Genomic DNA, 19,444 nt, shown 5'->3' with positions numbered 1-19,444 from the left:
ATTTAACGCCTCTGGAATTCGGGGGAGGAGAACAGGAGCGTCAGGGCATCCTGCCTTGAGCCTGCATGCTGCATGGCCATTACCGTCTGCGCCCGGAGTGCGGGGCCGAGCACGGCATGGGCAACATCCAGCGGGTCGCCATCGCGCACCTGCCCTGCCATCCGCCAGGCCCAGTCGCTGCGGGCCAGCATGTCGGCGGGGGCTGCCCAATCAGCCGCGCGGTCGCTCCAGCCATTGGGCAGCGGCGCGGTCCATAACGGCTGGCCCAGCGCTGCAAAAGCCGCAAGCAGCGTATGCGCGGGCGAGCGGGGATCATCCGGCTGGCTTGGCGTGCCCCCCATTGACAGCGCGCGCATCACCGCCGTGGCATAATCCATGGGCGAGCGGAATTTGCCGCCCTCCGGCGTCGTATCCACCAGCGTGGGCAGCACCAGGGCTGCCGCAGTCAGGTTGCCTCCCGTCTGCTGCAATACCCGGCTGACCTGTGCGACATCGTGCGCATCGGGCGTGTCGGTTATGAAATGGGTGACCATACGGGTGGCGATATGGTGGTAGGTGGCCGGGTGCGTGCCCAGAAAATGCAGCGCCTGCAGGCCACCTTCCTCCCCTTCCCCAAAGCGGTGGCCCATCAGGGTCTTGGTGCCGGGCTCATGCGCCTTTTCCCGAAAGACAAAGCCGGGCCGCTCCGCCTTGAGGTCCACGCCCCATCCGGTCAGGATGGCGGCAAAGGCCGTGACATCGGCCTGCGTGTAGCCGCCCTGTGGCGAGAGGGTGTGGAGTTCGAGGCATTCGCGCGCCAGGTTCTCGTTCAGGCCGCGATGCCCCCTGCGCCCGGCCGGGCTGTCCGGGCCGATGGATGAAGCGTTATCAAGATACATCAGCATGGCCGGATGGCGCATGACGGCGAGCAGCATGTCCACGAACCGGCCGGTGACATGCGGCCGTATGGCTTCGCGCATGTAGGCGCCAATGATCGCGCGCGTGCCGCCCTGCCTTAGGCTGACGGTAAAGTGGTTGAACCAGAACCAGGCCAGCCGCTCGCGAAAAGGCTGGCGGGTCAGGAGCAGGTTATCAAGCTGGGTTGCCACCTCGGCCTGAAAGATCGGTTTGACGAGCGGGTCGCCCTGCACCCTGTTCATACGCTGCGCATGCAGCGCAATCAGCCCATCCGCCGTGGTGCCCACGCCGGTAAAGCGGGCGGCATCAGGTTCACGCAGCTGGCGCGCCAGCCAGTCCTGCGGCTTGTCCGCCAATGTTTCCGTGCCGCGTGTTCCCCAGCCGAACCTGTTCATCATTTCCAAAGACTGCATCAGATTCCTGTCCTGAAAAACGGTCGGATAAGTGGCCAGTGCCGGTACAATACGATCAGGCTGCGATCAATCAAGGGAGCAGCGCAGGCGTGTGGGGCGCGGCTGCCCTTATGGCTGCGGTGGGAATATCACCCTGTGGCAAACCGTTTTATGGAACATTTATGAAATTACGGCATGCCGCCCTGATGGGCCTGCCCTTTATAAAAAATGCCGCCTTTCAACATGAAAGGCGGCATCGGAAAACGGCTCCTTAATAGGCGAACAACGCCCTTATTTTTTAAAGAAATCAGCAATATTCTGCCATACGTTGCGCGCGATGATGTCATGCCCGGTCTGGTTGGGGTGGGTTGTATCGGCAAGCCATTTTGTCTGGTCCAGCACATTGGCGAGCGGGTCGCCGGACACGAAAAGATCCAGTTCGGTATCGGCAGGGATCTTTCCATCCTCGACCGCATTGGCCAGCGCCTTGCGCGGCGCACCCTGCGTATTGGCCTCATCAAGGAAAGCAACGTGATAGCCAGCCTTTTTCAGGCGGCTGGTAATATGCCCGAGGTTATGGACCGTCTCGCCAGTGTCGATATGGTGCAGGTGGTCATTGAAGCCGCCAAACACGACCGCAACCTTGCGGCCGGGACGGGCTGCCAGCGCTTCCGCCGCGGGCACCATGTCCAGCATCTGCTTGGTCGTGGCGCCTGATACGGCAAAATTGTAGCTTTTGTAGCGGGCGTAGCGCTGCATGACATAGGGCCAGTTCGTGCCATCGCTCAGGCCGAAGCCTTCCGTCCGACTATCACCAATGGCAACAACCGTATCGCGCAGTTGCGGCATGTGGTCGCCCGCCACTGCGGCGGCCGCCTCGAAATCCTGTTCCTGCTCGGCCGTGGCATCCCGATCGGCGATGACGATACCGGTCCACTGCCCGGTATTGCGCCCCTGTTCAAACCAGGAGCCGCCATCGGCATTATACCCGATATACCCGCCCGAGTACGAACCCTCGGGCAGCGCGCCGCCGAGCACGGCGTGGTTATTGCCGTTTTCAAGCCGGTAGCCATTGGAGGTTGCGCTGAGGCCAAAGGCTGAGGGATCGTTGCTGATGATCATGTCCGTGCGCTGGTCCGGGCTGCGCATGTCGGCCACATGCACAAAGCCATCAAGCGTGTAGCTGCCCATGAAGACCTTGAATTCCTGCCCCTTCTGCCCCAGCATGAGCGGTACGGGAAAGGCCGAATAGCCGGAATTGGATGAGGCATACGTGCCCGTGGTGCCAAAAAAGAAGCTGTTGGCGGGCACCTTGAGCGTCTGCGGCAATACAAATCCGCCCGGCCCGTTATTCTCGCCCCAGGACAGGGTCTCCTGCCCCGAAACCTGCACCGCCCCGATATGCACGACATGGTGCCCCGGCGTGGCCACGAGGTGGTTGCCATGGCCCGTCTGGTCATACACGCGGGTTACGGTAGCAAACGTGCCCGCATCACGCGCGGCCAGGACGCGATCAAGCGTTGCGGTATCGAGCGTGCCATCGGGGCGTATGGCAAGCGTGGTGGCAACCGTCTGCCCGCCTGAAATCGTCTCGATATCCACGGCAGGGCCGGAATAGGCGCTGACCATGCGCGTCGGTCCGCCTGCAAAAATGGCATGCGGGCCAAAGGTATCGGCGGGGGCATTCGATGTGGCCACGGCGGCCCACTGCGCGGCCCCCGGCGTGACTGTGGTTGCGCGCCATGCATGCCCGCCCGCCTGCCACAGGTCGCCCAGCGCGTAACCCTTGTTCACGTCATCATCCGTGCCGGGCGGGCGGTTCAGCCCTTTATAGACGGTGTCATTGGCGGGAATGCAGGTTTCTCCGCCCTTATGGCCATCTGCCGGGCATTGTGCCGCCATGCCAAGGGCAGGCAGGCCAAGGGTGGCCATGGCCGTGATACAGGCCAGAACTCTTCCGCGCGCTTCCATAGTAATACTGTTCCTGGATACTGGGTTGAGGGCATGAACCTGCCCCGGATCGATTATATTACTGACCATCAAATGTATAATGCGTCATCAGCATGCCACTGGTTTCCGACCAGTTGCCTGCCCGGCTGTAGCCACCTTCCATGCCCATGCGCAACCGATGGGTAAACTGATAGACAAGGCGCCCGCGTACATTGCCCGCAAGGCCGCTCGCCCCGCTGCTCGAATAATAGTCAGGCGGGTTCGAGGCCGCGAGCTGCTGCAGGCTGGTGCTTGTCGGGTAATAGGGCGCGCCATCGCTGTGATAATGCTGGAACCCCGCCTCCCCGCGCAGGAACCACGTCCACCGCTGGTTATGCCCCGACCATTCAACCGGTACCATCGCGCCGTAATACTGCTGTGGTGAGAAGTAGCCGCCCTGCCCCCATGTAAAGAAGTAACTGTCACGCTTGTAACCGAAATACATGAGGTCCAGCCCCACGCGCAACCACTGCCGGTCATGGGTCTGCCATACCGTGGCGGTGCCGCCGGCGCCTGCCTCCACCTCGGTATTGCTCTGCACATGCGTGCCATCCAGATAGGCGAAGCCGCCACCGGCATAGATGTTCCACCCAGGCGCGGACCATTCCAGCGCGCCATGGCCGAACATGCGTGTCACACCACCCCACACCCGGTTCGTGCCCGGATCATGCATGCCCGCGTAGGACAGCTCGCTATCGGTGACCATGCGGCGGCCCCCACTTATGCGCAGGCCGAGGTTACGGGTCAGGCGCGGCGCGAATTCCACCCCCCCCACCACGTTGGTGATGGGGAAGCCCAGCGGGGACGACCCCACATCAGCCGAGAACCAGTGATTGACGTAGTTCAGGCTCAGCCCGACGCCCTGCGTATAGTAATGGTGGTACGCCCCCGGCAGGGCCCCATTGATGGAATAGGTGCCGAACTGGTGGGCTGAATAGGCATTGTTCAGCGCATCGCCGGTAAATAGCAGCGTGGGCGTGACCGAGAAGGACAGCCGGTGCTCCCATGATTCAAATGGCAGCGTGCCGGTTATGGGAATGGCGAATTCCGTCAGCTGCCCCAGCCCCGCAACACCCGTGCGGCTGCGCACGAAGCTGTTGGCGTCGAGCTGTGGCGATATGGAATCGCGCAGGTAGACAATCTGCCGGTCCATCGCCTCGGCGCCATCATCCTCGGGAATGTAATGATAGGTTGCAGGCAGGGTGGCACCCTGCAGGTCGATATAATTGCTGTCAATGAAGGGCCAGCGATAATCAGGCAGGAAGCTTTCATGGGCTTCATGCGTGTCCTCGCCATCAAGCGTGCGCTGGGCGCGGCGGGCGTGTTCCACATCAGCGAGCTGTGCGCGCGTATTGCCCGCCACGCGATCGATATCGGAGCGCACTTCCCAGCTCATCGGGCCATCGGGATCTTCATGCGCCAGCCGGTCGGCATAGCCCCGCGCCAGATCCACCTTGCGCGCGCCGCCCGCATCACGCGCGGCGGCGGCAAGGCCATAGATATTGTGCGGCTTGAGGCGCAGGGCAATCTGGTCTTCCTCCAGCGCGCGCTGGGGCATGTTGCGTGTCTGGTATATCCGCCCCATGGCCAGATGGGCCTCGGCTGATTCAGGATGGGCGCGCAGCACGGGGGCGAGTACCTGATAGGCCTGGCTGGTCTGGCCATAACGGTCAAAGCCATCGGCGGTCATGATGGCGAGGCCGATGGCGATATCGGTCCTTATCCGCAACTGTTCCGCCGTGGCGGAGCCCGGGTCATCGCGCACCATCGCATCAAAGGTGCTGAGGCAGCGCGTGGTGTCGAACGTGGCATGCAGGCGCAGGTACAGTCCGGCATAGGCCAGCATCTGCGCGGCCGTGGGCGGCTGGGTCAGGCGTTCTTCCTGCGCCAGGACCTGCTGGGCTTCCTGCGTGGCATGGCGGTCAAGCAGGGCGCTGGCAATCTGCACGCCCCGGTCGCCCGTGGGGTCGGGCTGGTTGGCCAGGGCCACGAGGGCGGCATTCTCCGCGCGCGGCGCACGGTTGAGCGCCTGTATGCGGCGGGCAAGCGCGATCTGGCTGGCAATGCTGGCCATGCCAGCGCTCCGCCCGCCTGCAGGCAGGCGCGCCATCAGGCGCTCGGCGGTGGCAAGGTCATGCTGCCCTATGGCGTAGATGATCCCGGCCTGCAGGTCATCTGGCGTAACGGATGGTGCGTTTGTCAGGTCATCCATCAGGCTCCGGGCCTGAAAATGGCCGCCCGCATCGTCAAGCGCATGGGCGAGCTTGAGGCGGATCCATGGGTCCGTGGGTTCAAGGGAAGCGGCCTGGCGCAGCAGGGCGACCCGTTCGTCAGCATCGCGCGTCTGGTCGGCACGGGCGGACAGATCGGCTGCCTGCAGGTATGTCGCCAGCGCCGGGCGCAGTGGCCTGAGGCGGGCGATGATATCCTGTGCTTCCGCCCCGCGCCCGGTCTGGATCAGGATGCCGCCCAGATTGAACAGCGCATCGGCATTACCCGGCGCCTGCGCCAGGATTTCACGATAGATGCGCTCGGCCTGTGCATCATGTCCCTGCTTGCGCTCAAGCATGCCTTCCAGCGACAGGAAAGTCAGCCTGCTGCCAAGGCGGCGGCCTAGGGCCGCGAGGTCCGTGCGTGCCGTATCATAGTGGCCAGCATTAATGGCCTGTAATATCCGCACCACCAGCGGGTCCATGCCCCCCGCACCAGATTGCAGGGCCTTGATGGCCGCCCGCCAGTGGGGGGCTGAATCCGGGTCCGCCTGTATGGCCTGCAGAAAATACTGCGTGGCCTGGGCAGGCTGCTGCCGGGCCTGGGCCACCAGTCCCAGCCCGCCCAGCGCATCGGCATCATGGGCATTGAGCGCGAGGGCGTGGTGGAAGCGTTCCGACGCCCCTTCCAGGTTATGGCGGGCCAGCAGGGCGTAGCCTTCCTGATGGGCGGTGGCGGCATCGATGGCGTTCTGTGTTTCCTGCGCCTTGTGCAGCAGTTCGGTCACTTCCGCATCATCGGGGTGCAGGCCGAGCCATTCGTTATAGAGCGGGATGGTCGGGCCTGTGATCGGCTCCCACAGCAGGGCCTCGCGCCAGGCGGCAACCGCCCCTTCGCGGATCGGGGCGGGAGCGTTGGAGCGGGCGAGTTCGCGCAGGCCGTCCAGCCCTTCGGGGCGCGAGGTGACACGGTAGGTCAGGATCCGGTCGAGCAGCAGCCGGGCATCGAGATCGCGCGGGTTGCGCTGCACCCAGGCGGTCAGCTTGGTCTGCGCCTCTTGGCGGCCAAGAATGGTCGCCCCCAGCACGCGGTAATATTCCAGCGCCAGGTCGGGTGGCGGGTCACCGTTCTTGAACAGGGCCTTGTACTTGAACATGGCAGGCATCATCTTGCCCGCCGCCGCAAGGGCGCGCGCCTCGGCCAGGCCCCTGGGGTCAACGGGGCCGGCCTTGATCTGCGCCGTAAGGTCGGCAACCAGCCCCGGCGCCGTGCCGTTGCGCTCCAGCCGGGCCAGCGCGGCCGAAGCCTGCGCCGCATTGCCCTGCGCCATGAGCAGGCGCCCCTGCAGGTAAAGGGCTTCAGGGTTGTTGGGCTCGATCGAAATCGCGCGTTCTATCGTTTCATGCGCCTTGTCAAGGTTATGCTGGCCCAGCCAGTAATAACCCTGGTTGAGCAGCAGTTCCAGCACGGCGGCCGCATGCGCCATGTGCGCGTTCATGGCCGCGCGTTCCGCATCCTGGTCCTGCGTGGGCGTAACCGTGATGGCCGTGCCGTCATTTGCTGCCGGGCTGTTCTGCGTCATCTGGGCAGGGTCCGCCTGCGCCATCTCGCCTGACAGCATGACTCCCGCCACCATGCCGCAAATGAGCTTCAGCGTGCTCCTTGCCGGGCGCATGGGCTGGGGCATCATGACCCAGGCTGCGGGCGCACGCCGCCACCCACGCCCCGAAGGCAGCGTGCCAGCGGCATGGTATCGTCCTTTTATGTCGTGTCTAATGAACACGGGACACATAAGAGATATAGAACAGGATCGCAGCCAACGTCATGCACGCGCCGACAAGCAGGGCAGCCCCACGGTTGCGGGCGGCAACCGCAACCCGGTCCTCATAATCAAGCCCGGTGCGCTCGATGAATACGTAGCTCAGCACGCTGATGACAAGGACGATGCCCAGCACGGCCGCCATCATCAGCCCATGCACCTGGAAGAAGAACAGGTAATTCGCCACCACGATGCCCGGCCAGTGCCACAGATAGACCGAATACGAAATGACCCCGAGCGGCGAAATGGGCACGAGGCACAGCCTGCCCACCTGCGTTTCGGGCAGCATGATGATGGTGGCCACCGCAAGGCAGGGGAACACGGTCATGTAGGACGGGCAGGCAAACTGAAGGGTATAGAACAGCCCCGCCCCCACGATTACCGCCAGCGCCACGGCATAGACAATATTGGCAACAACCGGGGAAAGGCGCGGCCGGGGAAATATCCAGATCATGGTGCCGAGTGAAAACTGCCACAGGCGATCGAAGATATTGTAATAAGCCTGCGTATCGCCCTTGACGTAGCTCCATGCGCAATAGGCCAGCGACACGGTAAAGATGCCCGAGAGCACCAGCTTGCGGTGCCTTGTCAGCGGCAGCAGCAGCGCCATCAGGAAGATGATGGTATAGAACTGCATTTCCAGCGAGAGCGACCATGTATGCAGGAACGGGTAGGCAATGCTCTGCCCCTGAAAATACCCGACATGCCCCGAAGCCCATATGTTGGACAGGTACACCAGCGCATAGGCCCCGTTGATGGCGATATCGGCGCGGTCACTTTGCAAGACCCACCACAGCATGCCCGCCGAGACCAGGCCAATCATGCACACCAGCGCGGGCAGCAGGCGGTAGAGCCTGCGGCAGACAAAGCGCAGCGGCTGGAACGGATGCTGCATGAGCGCCGAGCGCCCCATGAAATAACCCGAGATGACCACAAAAATATCGACACCGATAAAGCCGCCCTGCAGCCAGCCTGCATGGAACAGGACCACAAGGGTGATGGCAAGGCCGCGCAGCCCATCAATATCACGCCGACGGTTGAGGGGGAAAAAGTCTTTCTCAAGTATGTCACGCCACCTGCTTGTAGTAGGGGCAGGTTCATTCAGGTGCAGCATCAACAGATTTCCACGTTTTGTGCCCTTCATGGGCAGATACGCAAGCACGCAGCGCGGTGTCGGGCGTGCCTGCGTAAGGGGCGACCTTACTGGCCGGTGGCAGGCGGGGCGTCTTTCAGCTTTTCAAGCTCAGGCAGGGTCGCCTGCACGATCGCGTTGCCCCATACCTTGTAGCTTTCAGGCGTTGCATGAATGCCATCGATGGTGTTCACGCTGCCCTGCTTGAGCAGTGCTGTACCATCGACATAGGTGCAGGGCGCGACTTCGCCCTTGAGGAAGGACGCCATTTCGGTCGCGCGCTGGTCGGTCTTGCCGTAGCGCGGGCTGAACTGGCCCCAGGTCGGGCCAACCCAGATGCACGCGGTCTTGCCAATGGCATAGGTCAGGGTCTTGACCTGCTCGTCCACCCAGTCTTTCGAGACCGAAGCCTGGCCATAGGCTGCCATAGTATCGCCAAGAATCACCATTACCACGTTGGGATGCCATTTGGCCACGAGGTCGCTGATGGGCGGGGGCGATGCGGGCTTCATGTTGGGCGCGCCGATCGGGGCATCGCCAATGCGCTCTGCGGCGCCACAGCCGTTATTGGGGTTGGGCACGACCCAGTCGGCAGCGGTGGAGGAACACACGCCGTAGGTGACCACTTTCGCACCCTGCCGGCTGAATTCATCGGGCAGTACGGACAGGAGGGAGTCCTTGAACGTGACGTGGCTATCGCCGATGATCAGCAGCGTGAGGCCGGCAAGAAGAGCACTCATGAATTACTTCTCCGTATAAGAATTTATTTATGGACCAGGGTAGCGCTACGGGCAGGTTCCGCCCAGGCTGGCAGAACCTGCCTGGGCGCGGGCAGCCTGTTGCAGCGCCATGCCTTATGTTTCACCGCCCGTGCCATCATCCAGCACGCGCCTGCGCGACTTGGCGCGCAGCCAGCTCCACGCCCCGAAGGCGGTCAACCCCGCCCCTGATAGACCGGTCAGATAAAGAATGAAAGGATGATAACTCAGATACCGGTCCAGTTGCAGCCACAGGGGTAATGAACCCACTTTGTAGGTCGGCGCGGTGCGGTAACTGGTAAACTGTTCGGCGTTCTTGAGCACCAGATCCCCCTGGATGGAGGACAGATCCCTGGTGTTGCGCAGGCTGAGCACCAGGTCATGGATGCGCTGGGGCGTATCGCCCACGAAGGCAATGACCGAGCGCTGGCTGTCATAGGGCGACTGCGCGCCAATCATGACCCCGGCCTCGGCAATCGGTGCATTGAGGTGGGCGCTCACGCCGTTCAGCAGGCCAGCATGGTCGTGGTCCTGAAACAGGTACCAGATGCCCTGCAGCCCCATGTTCTGGCCAACCCGCACGTGTCCGTCCTTGATGACGTAAGGCGAGCGTGACAGCAGGTTGGAGGCTGAATCCAGCCGGTCAGCGGTGGAGAGCAGGATGATATCGCCCAGCGGGGCGGTATTTTTCATCTGGTCCGCCGTCATGACATGCACGCCTGCGGCGGGATACCACGTTGTGGCACCGAAGAAGCCCATGAGGTCGAGGAACGAGCCCGCCGTGCCCGCATCGGGGCTTTGGGGCAGGATGATCGTCGTCTCGGACAGGTCGGCCATGCGGGAGAACGGAAAGGCCGCCTCGGCGAAATAGGACAGGTTGGGCAGCTCGGCGTAATGGTAGCCCCGGCGGAAATCGAGGGTGGAATCTGAATCCACGCTCATGCGGATATCACCCGGCGTGCGGCGGCATGCGCCGCGGTCAATGGGGCGGGCATCAAAATTGAACTGGAGCTGGTTCTGGCCAAACAGTAGCCACGGCGGCAGAGCTGTCATGTGGCCCGTGGCCCCTGCATGCTGGTTGACCAGCCTTTCCGACCATTTCTGCCACACGCCGGGCGGCGAGAGCGAATAGCTCTGCAGGTAGTTGTTGTTGAGGCTGACATCGACGCGTGATGTCTCGAGGTCCACCACGGGGCCGCCTGGCGCACGTACCCACATGTTCATGAGGTAGGGCCGCCCCCGCCAGGTGTACAGGTCGGGCGGCAGGTGGAAGGGCAGCGTCATGCCCGCGGGCGTGTAGCCCCCGCCCTGCAGGTCGGCCGCCCCCACGAGTTCACCAAAGCGCACGGGCCGGTCCGTTGGCACGAAGGCAGGTGCATCATAAGGCTGGCGGGGGTCGAGGGTCACGTCCTCCACCACTTTCGAGGCGACGCCACCAAGCGTATCGTGCGAGAAAGCGAGGTTCCGCGCCGCCGCCTCGACTTCCTGCGCGGTGCGTCCGGTCACGATCAGGATGATGCCCCACGGGTCATTGGGGTTGGCGACCTCGGCCAGGGTCGGGCCGGTGGGCAGCGTGCCGCTGGCATCAAGCGGAATGTTCCGGCCCACTTCAACCGCATTGCCCGATGCCGGCACGGTGGTGGAGACGGGAAAGGACAGCGCGCGGAAATCGGCGATCTTGCCAAACCATGAGGCGATCACGCCAGCAGCCTTCAGGTCATCGCGGCTATCGGGGGATGGCATGACGAACGGAACCCGCAGCGCCGCACGCAGGTTGGGATCGAAAAAGGGGGCTGGCAGGCGCGAGAGCTTACGCTCGGGCGCGATCCGCACCGTGGTCAGGGTAACGCGCGAACTGTCGGAAATGCGCGCCCACAGGATCTCGTTGAAGAGATCATTGCAGTCACGCCTGTATTCACCGGCAAAACGGAAATTGAGCTTGTTGTCGCCAGTAAAATACAGCGGATCGACATCGAATGTGATGGGACCGAACTCGGGGTGCTCGGGGTTGACCTTGATCGTGCCGATATACTGCTCGTTCAGCGTAACCGTGACAGCGCTCGCCTCGGGCAGGAGCGAGGGCGAGAGTGCACCGGACAGGGTGATCTGCGCGTGCGTGACCACCCGGTTGGCGGGCACGACCACATCAAGCCCCTGCAGCGGGGAATAGCCGCGCAATGTCAGCGGCCCGGTCGTTGCGCCAAGGTCGCGGAATGACAGGGTGCGCGTCACCTCCGTATCACTGATCCGGGCCGCGGCCAGCGGGTCGATCGGGGGGGCGACATCAGGCACGATGCCCGTATTGCTGTCACCGAACGGGGTCTGGGCGCTGACACCGGTCTGGTCCACCGTGGCGGTGGCTGGCGCGGGCGGCAGCCCCTGTGCCAGGGCTGCGGGGACCAGGGCCGTGAAGGCTGCGAGAACGGTGGCGGATAGGGCAGCCCCAGTGCGGGCGCCGCGTTGGACGGGTTTCAGCACGAGGCTCTGTTTCTCCAGTTTTTCTTCCACCATGGGCACGGTGCTTTCCCCTGCCTGCGCAATGGGGCGGGGTTTTTCAGGCTTGCGCCATTTAAAAAGGTCGCCAATGCTTCTGAACACCATGGCGATACTGCGAAGCGGGCGGTCGGGGGGAAAATCGGCCCAGTTGGCCCAGGCATCGTTGCGCCCGAACACCATGTCGACCACCTGGCGTTCATCGTTCAGGTCCCGGCGCATCCATTGCAGGCGCAGGTTGCCCGGCTGCATGCCCATGACCTGGGCCGGCACATGCGTGTGAATGCCGTCGCGCTCGTTATCGTAGCTGACCATGACGGTCTGTGGCGCCTCGACATTGTGCGGCCAGTTCATGTCGACTGACAGGCCACCCAGCGAGATATCATGCGTATGGGCATGGAACGCCCTGCCCTGCCCGTCGGTCACGGTTACGGGCAGGCGCACGGTAATGCGCGGTGCGCCGCGGGTCTGGCGTGTTTCGCGCCCCACGGCGATGGCGGCCAGCACGATAATGAGGCTGATGACCACCCACAGGGTATTGAGCACGAAGGACTGGAGCGCAAGGCGGTCGTGATACTGCCAGATGATGCCGAATATGCCGCGCACAAGGGCTGCGAACAGGATAAGCGCCAGGATGATGTTGGGATAGACCGCGCTGAAATCAAAATAGCTGCGCTCCAGCAGGCCGCCCTTGTCGGTCACGTTGAACTTGCCCTTGTGGGGCTGGAGCAGGGTTACGATGGTGATCCGCACCAGGAACAGCGCGAGCGAGGTCTCGTAAATCTCGCTCCAGAAGGAATAGCGCCACCGTCCTTCAACACGTGAAAGCGTCATGATGGAATGGAAGATATGGGGCAGCGCATAGGCGCTGATGGCCAGCGGCGAGGCCGCGATGATGTTTTCACCCAAGAAGAGATAGGCCAGCGGCGAGACCAGAAAGGTTACGCGCGGGATGGCGAACAGGAAGTGCGACATGGCGGACAGGTAGCAGAGCCGCTGCTCCCACCGCAGGCCGCGGCCGAGCATGGGGTTGTCGAGCCGCATGATCTGGAGCATGCCGCGCGCCCAGCGCACGCGCTGGCCGATGTGCAGGATCAGGCGCTCGGTCGCAAGCCCGCCTGCAAGCGGCTCGCGCAGATACCCGGTACCCCAACCCCTGCGCTGCATCTTGAGCGCGGTATGGGCATCTTCGGTTACGGTTTCGGTCGCAAAGCCGCCAATGCCCATAACGGCGGCGCGGCGGATGACGGCGCATGAGCCGCAGAAGAATGTTGCATCCCAGAAATCATTTCCGTCCTGCACTAGGCCATAGAACATGTTGCCTTCAGGCGGCACATGTATGCCCGCGGCCAGATTGCGCTGAAACGGGTCGGGCGCATAGAAATGATGCGGGGTCTGCAGAAGGGCCAGGTTGGGGTCGGCAATCATCCAGCCGATGGTTCTTTTAAGGAAGCCACGGGTGGGCACATGATCGCAGTCAAAGATAACGGCGAACTTCCCGTCCGTCACTTTCAGGGCATGGTTGAGGTTGCCAGCCTTTGCATGGTTGTTTTCCGCACGGATAATGTAGCCTGCGCCTGACTCCAGCGCAAAATCACGGAAAGCAGCGCGCCTGCCATCATCAAGAATGTAGACATTGAGCTTGTCTGCCGGCCAGTCCAGTTCCAGCGCGCCAAGAACGGTCGAGCGCACGAGGGCCAGTTCCTCATTATAGGACGGCACATAGACATCAACGCTCGGCCAGTCGGCCGGATCAGCCGGCAGGGCATGTTCCCTGCGCTCCAGCGGCCATGACATCTGGAAGTAACTCAGGCACAGCGTGACCAGGGCATAGATCTCGGCCAGCAGGAGCAGCACGGACAGGCCGCCCTGTATCCACCCGTGGAATTCCAGCGTGGTGGTCAGTCGCCACACGATGTAGCGCAGCGACACCAGGAGCGACAGCATCATCAGGAATATGGTGATGCCCCGCCCCGGCCTGCGGTTGAGCACCAGCAGGAGCGTGACCGTGCCAATGCACAGCAGGCCCTGTGAATACAGGCTGAGCGTTATGGACCCCGCGAACCCCATGATGGACGCACCAACAACAACCGGCACCCATGGGGGCACCTGGCTGAGCGGTGTCTTTTTCATCAGGACCGTGATTTCGTCCGTTATGCGTTTTGCCCCGAACATGTTCAGCTATATCGCTGCCTTGCAATCGTTAATATTTAATCGAGTATTCCCAAGGGGTTGCGTCACCCTGCGGGAAAAGTGGTAACCTAATATGAACAATGTTCATTTTATGCCTGAAGTCAGATCCTGCACCTGGGTTGAATGGTCACCATTGGCACAATGGGGCGAGAGTGTAATCGGCTATGTGGGCACGAGGCTTTTGCCTCTGGCCATAGTGGTATTAATTTCTGATTAATTTCCTGTCAAGAAAAAAGGCAAGCCCTTGCATGACAGAGAATTATTTCCTTTTTCCAAGGAGGGGAAGTTTTTTTGTTATTATGTTTTTACGTATATAAACAGGTAGATATGTAATTATGTTTTAAACTAAACTACCCAATATGATGCGTAACCGTTCATCGCGGCGTCTATTTCAATGCCCCTTATGTTGACGGTGTTCATAATACGGATGGCCGGGGTTCGGGAAATAAATCCCATATCTGCATCTACCTTATCACTGGGAGGAGCATGGCTTTTCCCTGTGGTAACAGGCAGGGCCAAAGCAGTCGCGCAATGGCTGAAATCTCTGTCAAGGAAAAAATCCGTTCTTATATCAATGCGATGTACCATGAAGTCAGTTAAAATGACACGCCACATGTGCAGGAGTTAATGTTTTAGCAGTGTAGCCCTTGGCCTCTGCTGGCCCGATAAGATGTTGTTAGGAATTTAAGGGCAAAATGTTTTATGTATGTAGGCATTTTATGACAATCGCTGGATAAATAGGAATTATTTCATAAATTGTATAAAATCTATCACTTTTTTTGTCATACTCAATCGCAACATAATTTCTGATTATAATCCAAAATTCATACGCTTATGCTGCCTTTTCAGAAGGATGCCTTCCCATTTCAAGACGCTATCATAAAGGAAATGTTCCCGAAGACCTGCGCATTGCGACTGTCAGAATACTTGAATCTGAACGGCTCGAAGCCCTTTCGGTGCGTCGCCTCGCCAAGGAAGTCAAAGTCGCGCCGGCCAATTTCTACAATCATTACGGGAGCCTGCATGATCTCCTGCTAGAAATTGCCGTGGAATATTTTCAGATTTTCCGCAAGCAGATCGCCCATATCAACCGCACTTGCGCCAATCGCACCGATGCGCTCAAGCGAATTGTATTTTACTGCGTGGATTTTGGTTGCACCCATCCCCAGCTCTACCGACTCATGTTCGGTTACATACCGGATGCCTATGCCTATCCGCGCTATCGCATCATCGTCGGTGCCGCATTCGAAGATCTGATGGAACTGATATATGGCAAGCGGGTTTTTACGCTAACCGATGATTTCGGCCCCAATGATATGGAAACCCTGAGCCGGAAAGTGCAGGCCGGTTATGGCATGTACGCCATGCTCTGCGGTTTATCGAACCTGTTCGTCATAAAAGCGCCCAACGGACCTCTTTTTGATGGTGATAACCCGCGTGAAAGCATGGCCGCTTTTCTCGGTGATATTCTTGATGCCTTCATCAGGGGCGATCTGGCCCGCGCGCTTGATGCCGAACCGGGCGAAGAAGAAAGTAACCGGAAGGACTGATCAACGCCCTGCCCCGATGAACTGCGGACTGGAGCGGAGTGGGAATCAGGGTTGGGAAGGCGGTTCTGAAGGGGGCATGGCACGAGTTTCACGCAGAATCACTTCTATGGCCCAGCTTATGGCGGCGCCTGCCTCGCTGCCGTTCATATCGAACTCCTCGCGGAGCGTCAGCCACGACAGGACATTGTCCAGGCAGGCAATTACGGCTTCTGCCCGGCGTCGATCGGCGGCGGGCACGTCTGGCGTATCGCGCCATAGCGTTCTGCGCCGACGGACGAGAAGTTCATTGCGAAACTTGATCCGCATTGAACGCCCGACCCGTGTCAGGGCAAGAATGCGGGAAAGATTCGGGTGCTCGTCAAACCGCGCCGCCGCGATGCGGAAGCCCTGCACCAGATCATCCGCGTCCGTGCCCAACGCAAAGCCGAATACCTGCGTATTCAGCCATTCACCCGTCGCCCGCAACAGGGCATCACGGCAGGAAAAATACTTATAGATAGTCCTTACGGAAAGGTTGGCGCGTTCTGCAATATGGGCCGTGGGGACCGTGACATCATCGCGCTCTTCAATAAGGGCGACAAAGCTTTCAATAATGCGTTGCCGTGTCTGTGCGGCAGCTTTATCGCTCGGCATACGTCATTCCCCTGACTTTATAACACGGCTTTGTCATGAGAGCATGTATGATGTCAATGTTGTTGATGTAATGCCCTCCCACAGCCCATGTTGTCAGTAATTACAAAATTCTCAAATTCAGGCCAGCCTTTCTGATTTTCCTATGGGCCGTTTGTTTCCTGTCCCCTTACGTGGGGTCTGGATGACATTTTGTGTTTCTTGTCCTGAATCACATCAGGACCCTTGAGAAAATTCAATTCTCAACAGATCCTGAAAAACATTTACCAGAAAATTATTTATCATTCATATCATTAAACAAATCACGCGCACCGGAAGTATGACTGTTACAGGTCCAGAGTGATGGAGGGCGTGCGGGCGCGTGAGCAGCACAGGGCAATGCTGCAGGCCTGTTCCTCCTCGCTCAGCACCATGTCACGGTGCGCGCCTTCCCCGGCCAGCAGCGGCACGACACAGGCCCCGCACATGCCCTGTTCACACGAGAGGCTGACCGCGATGCCTGCCGCCATCAGGGCACCGGCAATACTCTGGCCAGGTGGCACGGTTATGCTGCGCCCGGAGCGGGCCAGCACGACCTTGAATGCCTGCTCATCATCGTGAGTTACCATTTCCGTTGGGCGGAAATATTCCGTATGGACCTGCGCAGGCTTCCAGCCTGCGGCAATGGCATGGGAGGAGACCGCCTGCATGAAGCCATCCGGCCCACACAGCATGATGGCCGTATCGGTGTCAGGGCGGGACAGTGCTGCGGGATAGCCCTGCTTGAGGCTCCTGGCCATGTGCACGCGGCCCATATAGGGCGCGGCAAGCAACCGGTTCCTGAATGGCGCCTGATCGGGCGTGCGTGTGTAATAATGCAAGGTCCAGTCCGCACCCTGACGCTGCAGCCGCGCCATCATGGACAGCAGTGGCGTAATCCCGATCCCGCCCGCAATCAGCACATAATGTTGCGCAGCCGGGAGCATGAAGGCATTGCGGGGCGGCGAGATGTGCAGTTCCATCCCCTTCTCCACGGTGCTGCACAGGGACTCCGATCCCCCGCGTGAGGCTGCTTCACGCTTGATGCACAGTTCATAAAAACCGGGATCATCCGCATCGCCACACAGCGAATACTGGCGCACCAGCCCCACAGGGGTCAGGACATCCACATGCGCGCCGGGGGCGAAGCGGGGCAGCGCCCCCTGCCCCGGCGCGGCTGCCAGCCGCAGGCGGACACAGTCCGCGCCCTCGGGCATGACGTCATGCACGATAACAGGAAAAAGTGCTGACATGACGTTATGCCGTAAAAAACTGGCTCAGCCCCATCGTGCGTAGGGCACGGCGATAGGCAATGGAACTGCGGTCGGCCATGACATGGGCCTCAAGCGTGGGGTCGAGCGGCAGGTTCTCGGGCTTCTGGGCCTCGACAAGCGCACGGTCTTCCTCGAAGACGCGCAGGTTGAAGTCATAGACATCCTGCAGCGGCAGTTCCTTGTCGAAGTTGCGGCACATCGGCGCGAACATGCGTGTCTGCCGCGCTGATACGGGTGAGGCCGCATTCATGATGACCAGCCGCCCGTTATCGGGGAAGTGGATTTCCAGCGTGGCGGTAAAGGGCACATGCACCCGGAAGTGGCGCAGCCATTCAAAGCCGGGGCGCCCCCGATCAGTCTTGCCAATGGGGTAGTTGCCCACGCTGCTGCGATATTCGGCCTCGAACCCATCGGGCGTGAGGTGCGTCTTGTAAGGCGGCACCACGGGGTTTTCGGGGTCGGCAAAGGTGTCGGTATGCACGAAAGCGAAGTGGGCCACATCAATGAAGCCTTCCACCTGCCGCCCGGCAAAACCGGCAATGTCGATAAAGGGGCAGTTGATCTGCTGATAGGCCGGGTCATCCCAGTGTGGCATGGGCGGAATGACCGGCAGCCCCTCATCAGGGCGCAGGCAGGTCCAGATCAGGCCGTACCGCTCCACGGCGGGGTAGGTGCGCAGGTTCAGCTTGCCGGGAATGGCATTGTCCGGGTGGGCAGGCACCTTGACGCACCGCCCCTGCTGGCCAAAGCGGAAGCCATGATAGGCGCAGGCTATGCTTTGCCCGTCGCCCTTGCCCATGCTCAGCGGCACGCCGCGATGCGGGCACAGGTCATCAGCCACCACAATCGCATCGCCCGTGCGGTAGAGCACCAGCGGGGCATCAAGCAGGGTCACGCCCATCGGCTGCGTGCCCAGGTCACGCACCAGGGCGACCGGGTGCCAGCAACGGGCCAGGATCAGCCAGTCATCGGCATCAAATGTCATGTTGCGGGGCAAGGAGGGGGTGGCAGCGGCGAGGGTCATGTGGGGGGGTCTCCTGAACGGGCCGGAAAGGCTCTGGCGGCTTTCAGAAAGATCATTTCACATGCAGCATGCTCTCAAATATATCATAATTGAGCCTTTCCCATTCTCAAAATGAGAACGCATGCACCCCTTTTCGCGCTTTCTGGTCTATTTCCTGGCGGTTGCGCGCCATAAGTCCATCCGTCGCGCGGCGGAGGAACTGCACATCGCGGGTTCAGCCATCAACCGGCACATCCTGCTGGGCGAAAAGGAATTGCAGACCCCCCTGTTCGAGCGCCTGCCCACCGGCATGCGGCTGACAGCGGCAGGCGAGCTGCTTTACGCCTGCGCCCGCCGCTGGGTGAAGGATCTGGATGACCTGACCCGCCAGATCGATGACCTGAAGGGCATCCGGCGCGGGCAGGTTGACCTGCTGGCGCCTGAGGCCCTGTCACGCGCTTTCATGCCGCAACTTGTAGCAGGCATGAAGGCCAGCCATCCCGGCGTGGTGCTGAATGTGAACATCCGTGACAATAAACGGATCTGCCAGGCCCTCCTGTCTGGTGAAGGAGACCTGGCCCTTGTGCTTGACCCCGATGACATGCGCGACATCGTGGTCTTGCACCGCATGACTTTCCCGCTCGGCTTCGTGTGCCCGCCCACGCACCCGCTGGCACGGGAAAGTTCGGTCAGGCTGGCGCAGTGCATGGACTATCCTGTCATCATGCCTGAACAACCGCTTGCCATTGCTGCCGTGTTTGACAGGCTGCAGCAAAGCGGGCGCGTCAGCCCGCCTGTGGCGGCACGGGCGAACAATGTGCAGATGATGCTTTCTCTGGTGGCGGCGGGGATCGGGATCTGTTTTCTCAGTTCGCTCGATGTCATGGCCGAGGTCCTGCGCGGGGAGCTCGCTTTCGTGCCGCTTGCGGGCGGGCAGGTGCCCCATCTCACGCTTGCCCTGGTGCATGACCGTACCCGGCAGCTTTCCCGCCTGACGCGGCAGGTCGTCGCGAATTTCTCACACTTGAGGAAATTTTGGGTTATTTTGTAGAATTCAGTCATCCCACAGGAGCCCGATCTGGAAT

At 61.0% G+C, this 19,444-nt stretch carries 11 protein-coding genes; 2 read left to right on the top strand and 9 right to left on the bottom strand.

Going from position 1 to position 19,444, the window contains the following annotated elements; all coding sequences use genetic code 11:
* Window positions 1-2: 2 nt before the first annotated feature.
* The 6 genes from DV027_RS11155 to bcsA all read right to left on the bottom strand — a co-directional run bounded on the left by DV027_RS11155 (window position 3) and on the right by bcsA (window position 13,824).
* Entirely contained in the window at window positions 3-1,295 is a 1,293-nt protein-coding gene (locus tag DV027_RS11155) for a DUF1800 domain-containing protein (protein WP_242621858.1), read from the bottom strand.
* Between the two features lie 285 nt (window positions 1,296-1,580).
* The gene (locus tag DV027_RS11150; protein WP_130731875.1) at window positions 1,581-3,260 is read right to left on the bottom strand and encodes an SGNH/GDSL hydrolase family protein; all 1,680 of its coding nucleotides are present in this window, start codon (window positions 3,258-3,260) and stop codon (window positions 1,581-1,583) included.
* 58 nt (window positions 3,261-3,318) lie between these two features.
* Window positions 3,319-7,179 (bottom strand): cellulose biosynthesis protein BcsC, encoded by a 3,861-nt coding sequence (locus tag DV027_RS11145; protein ID WP_242621857.1) that lies wholly within the window; start codon window positions 7,177-7,179, stop codon window positions 3,319-3,321.
* Window positions 7,180-7,261: 82 nt separating this feature from the next.
* Complete coding sequence (locus DV027_RS11140; RefSeq protein WP_130731874.1) at window positions 7,262-8,422, bottom strand: acyltransferase family protein; 1,161 nt, start codon at window positions 8,420-8,422, stop codon at window positions 7,262-7,264.
* 86 nt (window positions 8,423-8,508) lie between these two features.
* Window positions 8,509-9,180: an SGNH/GDSL hydrolase family protein gene (locus tag DV027_RS11135; RefSeq protein WP_110569848.1), complete on the bottom strand. Its 672-nt coding sequence runs from the start codon at window positions 9,178-9,180 to the stop codon at window positions 8,509-8,511.
* Between the two features lie 114 nt (window positions 9,181-9,294).
* Complete coding sequence (bcsA, locus tag DV027_RS11130; RefSeq protein WP_242621856.1) at window positions 9,295-13,824, bottom strand: UDP-forming cellulose synthase catalytic subunit; 4,530 nt, start codon at window positions 13,822-13,824, stop codon at window positions 9,295-9,297.
* Between the two features lie 1,016 nt (window positions 13,825-14,840).
* On the opposite strand from bcsA, the gene DV027_RS11125 reads away from it, so the two are divergent.
* Window positions 14,841-15,434: a TetR/AcrR family transcriptional regulator gene (locus DV027_RS11125; protein ID WP_242621855.1), complete on the top strand. Its 594-nt coding sequence runs from the start codon at window positions 14,841-14,843 to the stop codon at window positions 15,432-15,434.
* A gap of 45 nt (window positions 15,435-15,479) precedes the next feature.
* On the opposite strand, the gene DV027_RS11120 is transcribed toward DV027_RS11125, so the two are convergent.
* The 3 genes from DV027_RS11120 to DV027_RS11110 all read right to left on the bottom strand — a co-directional run bounded on the left by DV027_RS11120 (window position 15,480) and on the right by DV027_RS11110 (window position 18,380).
* Window positions 15,480-16,067, bottom strand: a complete 588-nt coding sequence (locus DV027_RS11120; RefSeq protein WP_130731871.1) for a TetR/AcrR family transcriptional regulator — start codon at window positions 16,065-16,067, stop codon at window positions 15,480-15,482.
* A 323-nt stretch (window positions 16,068-16,390) separates the two neighbouring features.
* Window positions 16,391-17,335: a PDR/VanB family oxidoreductase gene (locus DV027_RS11115; protein ID WP_130731870.1), complete on the bottom strand. Its 945-nt coding sequence runs from the start codon at window positions 17,333-17,335 to the stop codon at window positions 16,391-16,393.
* A gap of 4 nt (window positions 17,336-17,339) precedes the next feature.
* The gene (locus DV027_RS11110) at window positions 17,340-18,380 is read right to left on the bottom strand and encodes an aromatic ring-hydroxylating dioxygenase subunit alpha (RefSeq protein ID WP_130731869.1); all 1,041 of its coding nucleotides are present in this window, start codon (window positions 18,378-18,380) and stop codon (window positions 17,340-17,342) included.
* A gap of 121 nt (window positions 18,381-18,501) precedes the next feature.
* Here DV027_RS11110 and DV027_RS11105 point away from each other — a divergent pair, with 121 nt between their 5' ends.
* On the top strand, window positions 18,502-19,410 hold the full coding sequence (locus DV027_RS11105; protein WP_130731868.1) for a LysR family transcriptional regulator: 909 nt from the start codon (window positions 18,502-18,504) through the stop codon (window positions 19,408-19,410).
* The last annotated feature ends 34 nt before the right edge of the window (window positions 19,411-19,444 follow it).

The sequence above is a fragment of the Komagataeibacter xylinus genome, from assembly GCF_004302915.1.
Lineage (GTDB): Bacteria > Pseudomonadota > Alphaproteobacteria > Acetobacterales > Acetobacteraceae > Komagataeibacter > Komagataeibacter xylinus_C.
This window is presented reverse-complemented; position numbering and strand designations above follow the sequence as displayed.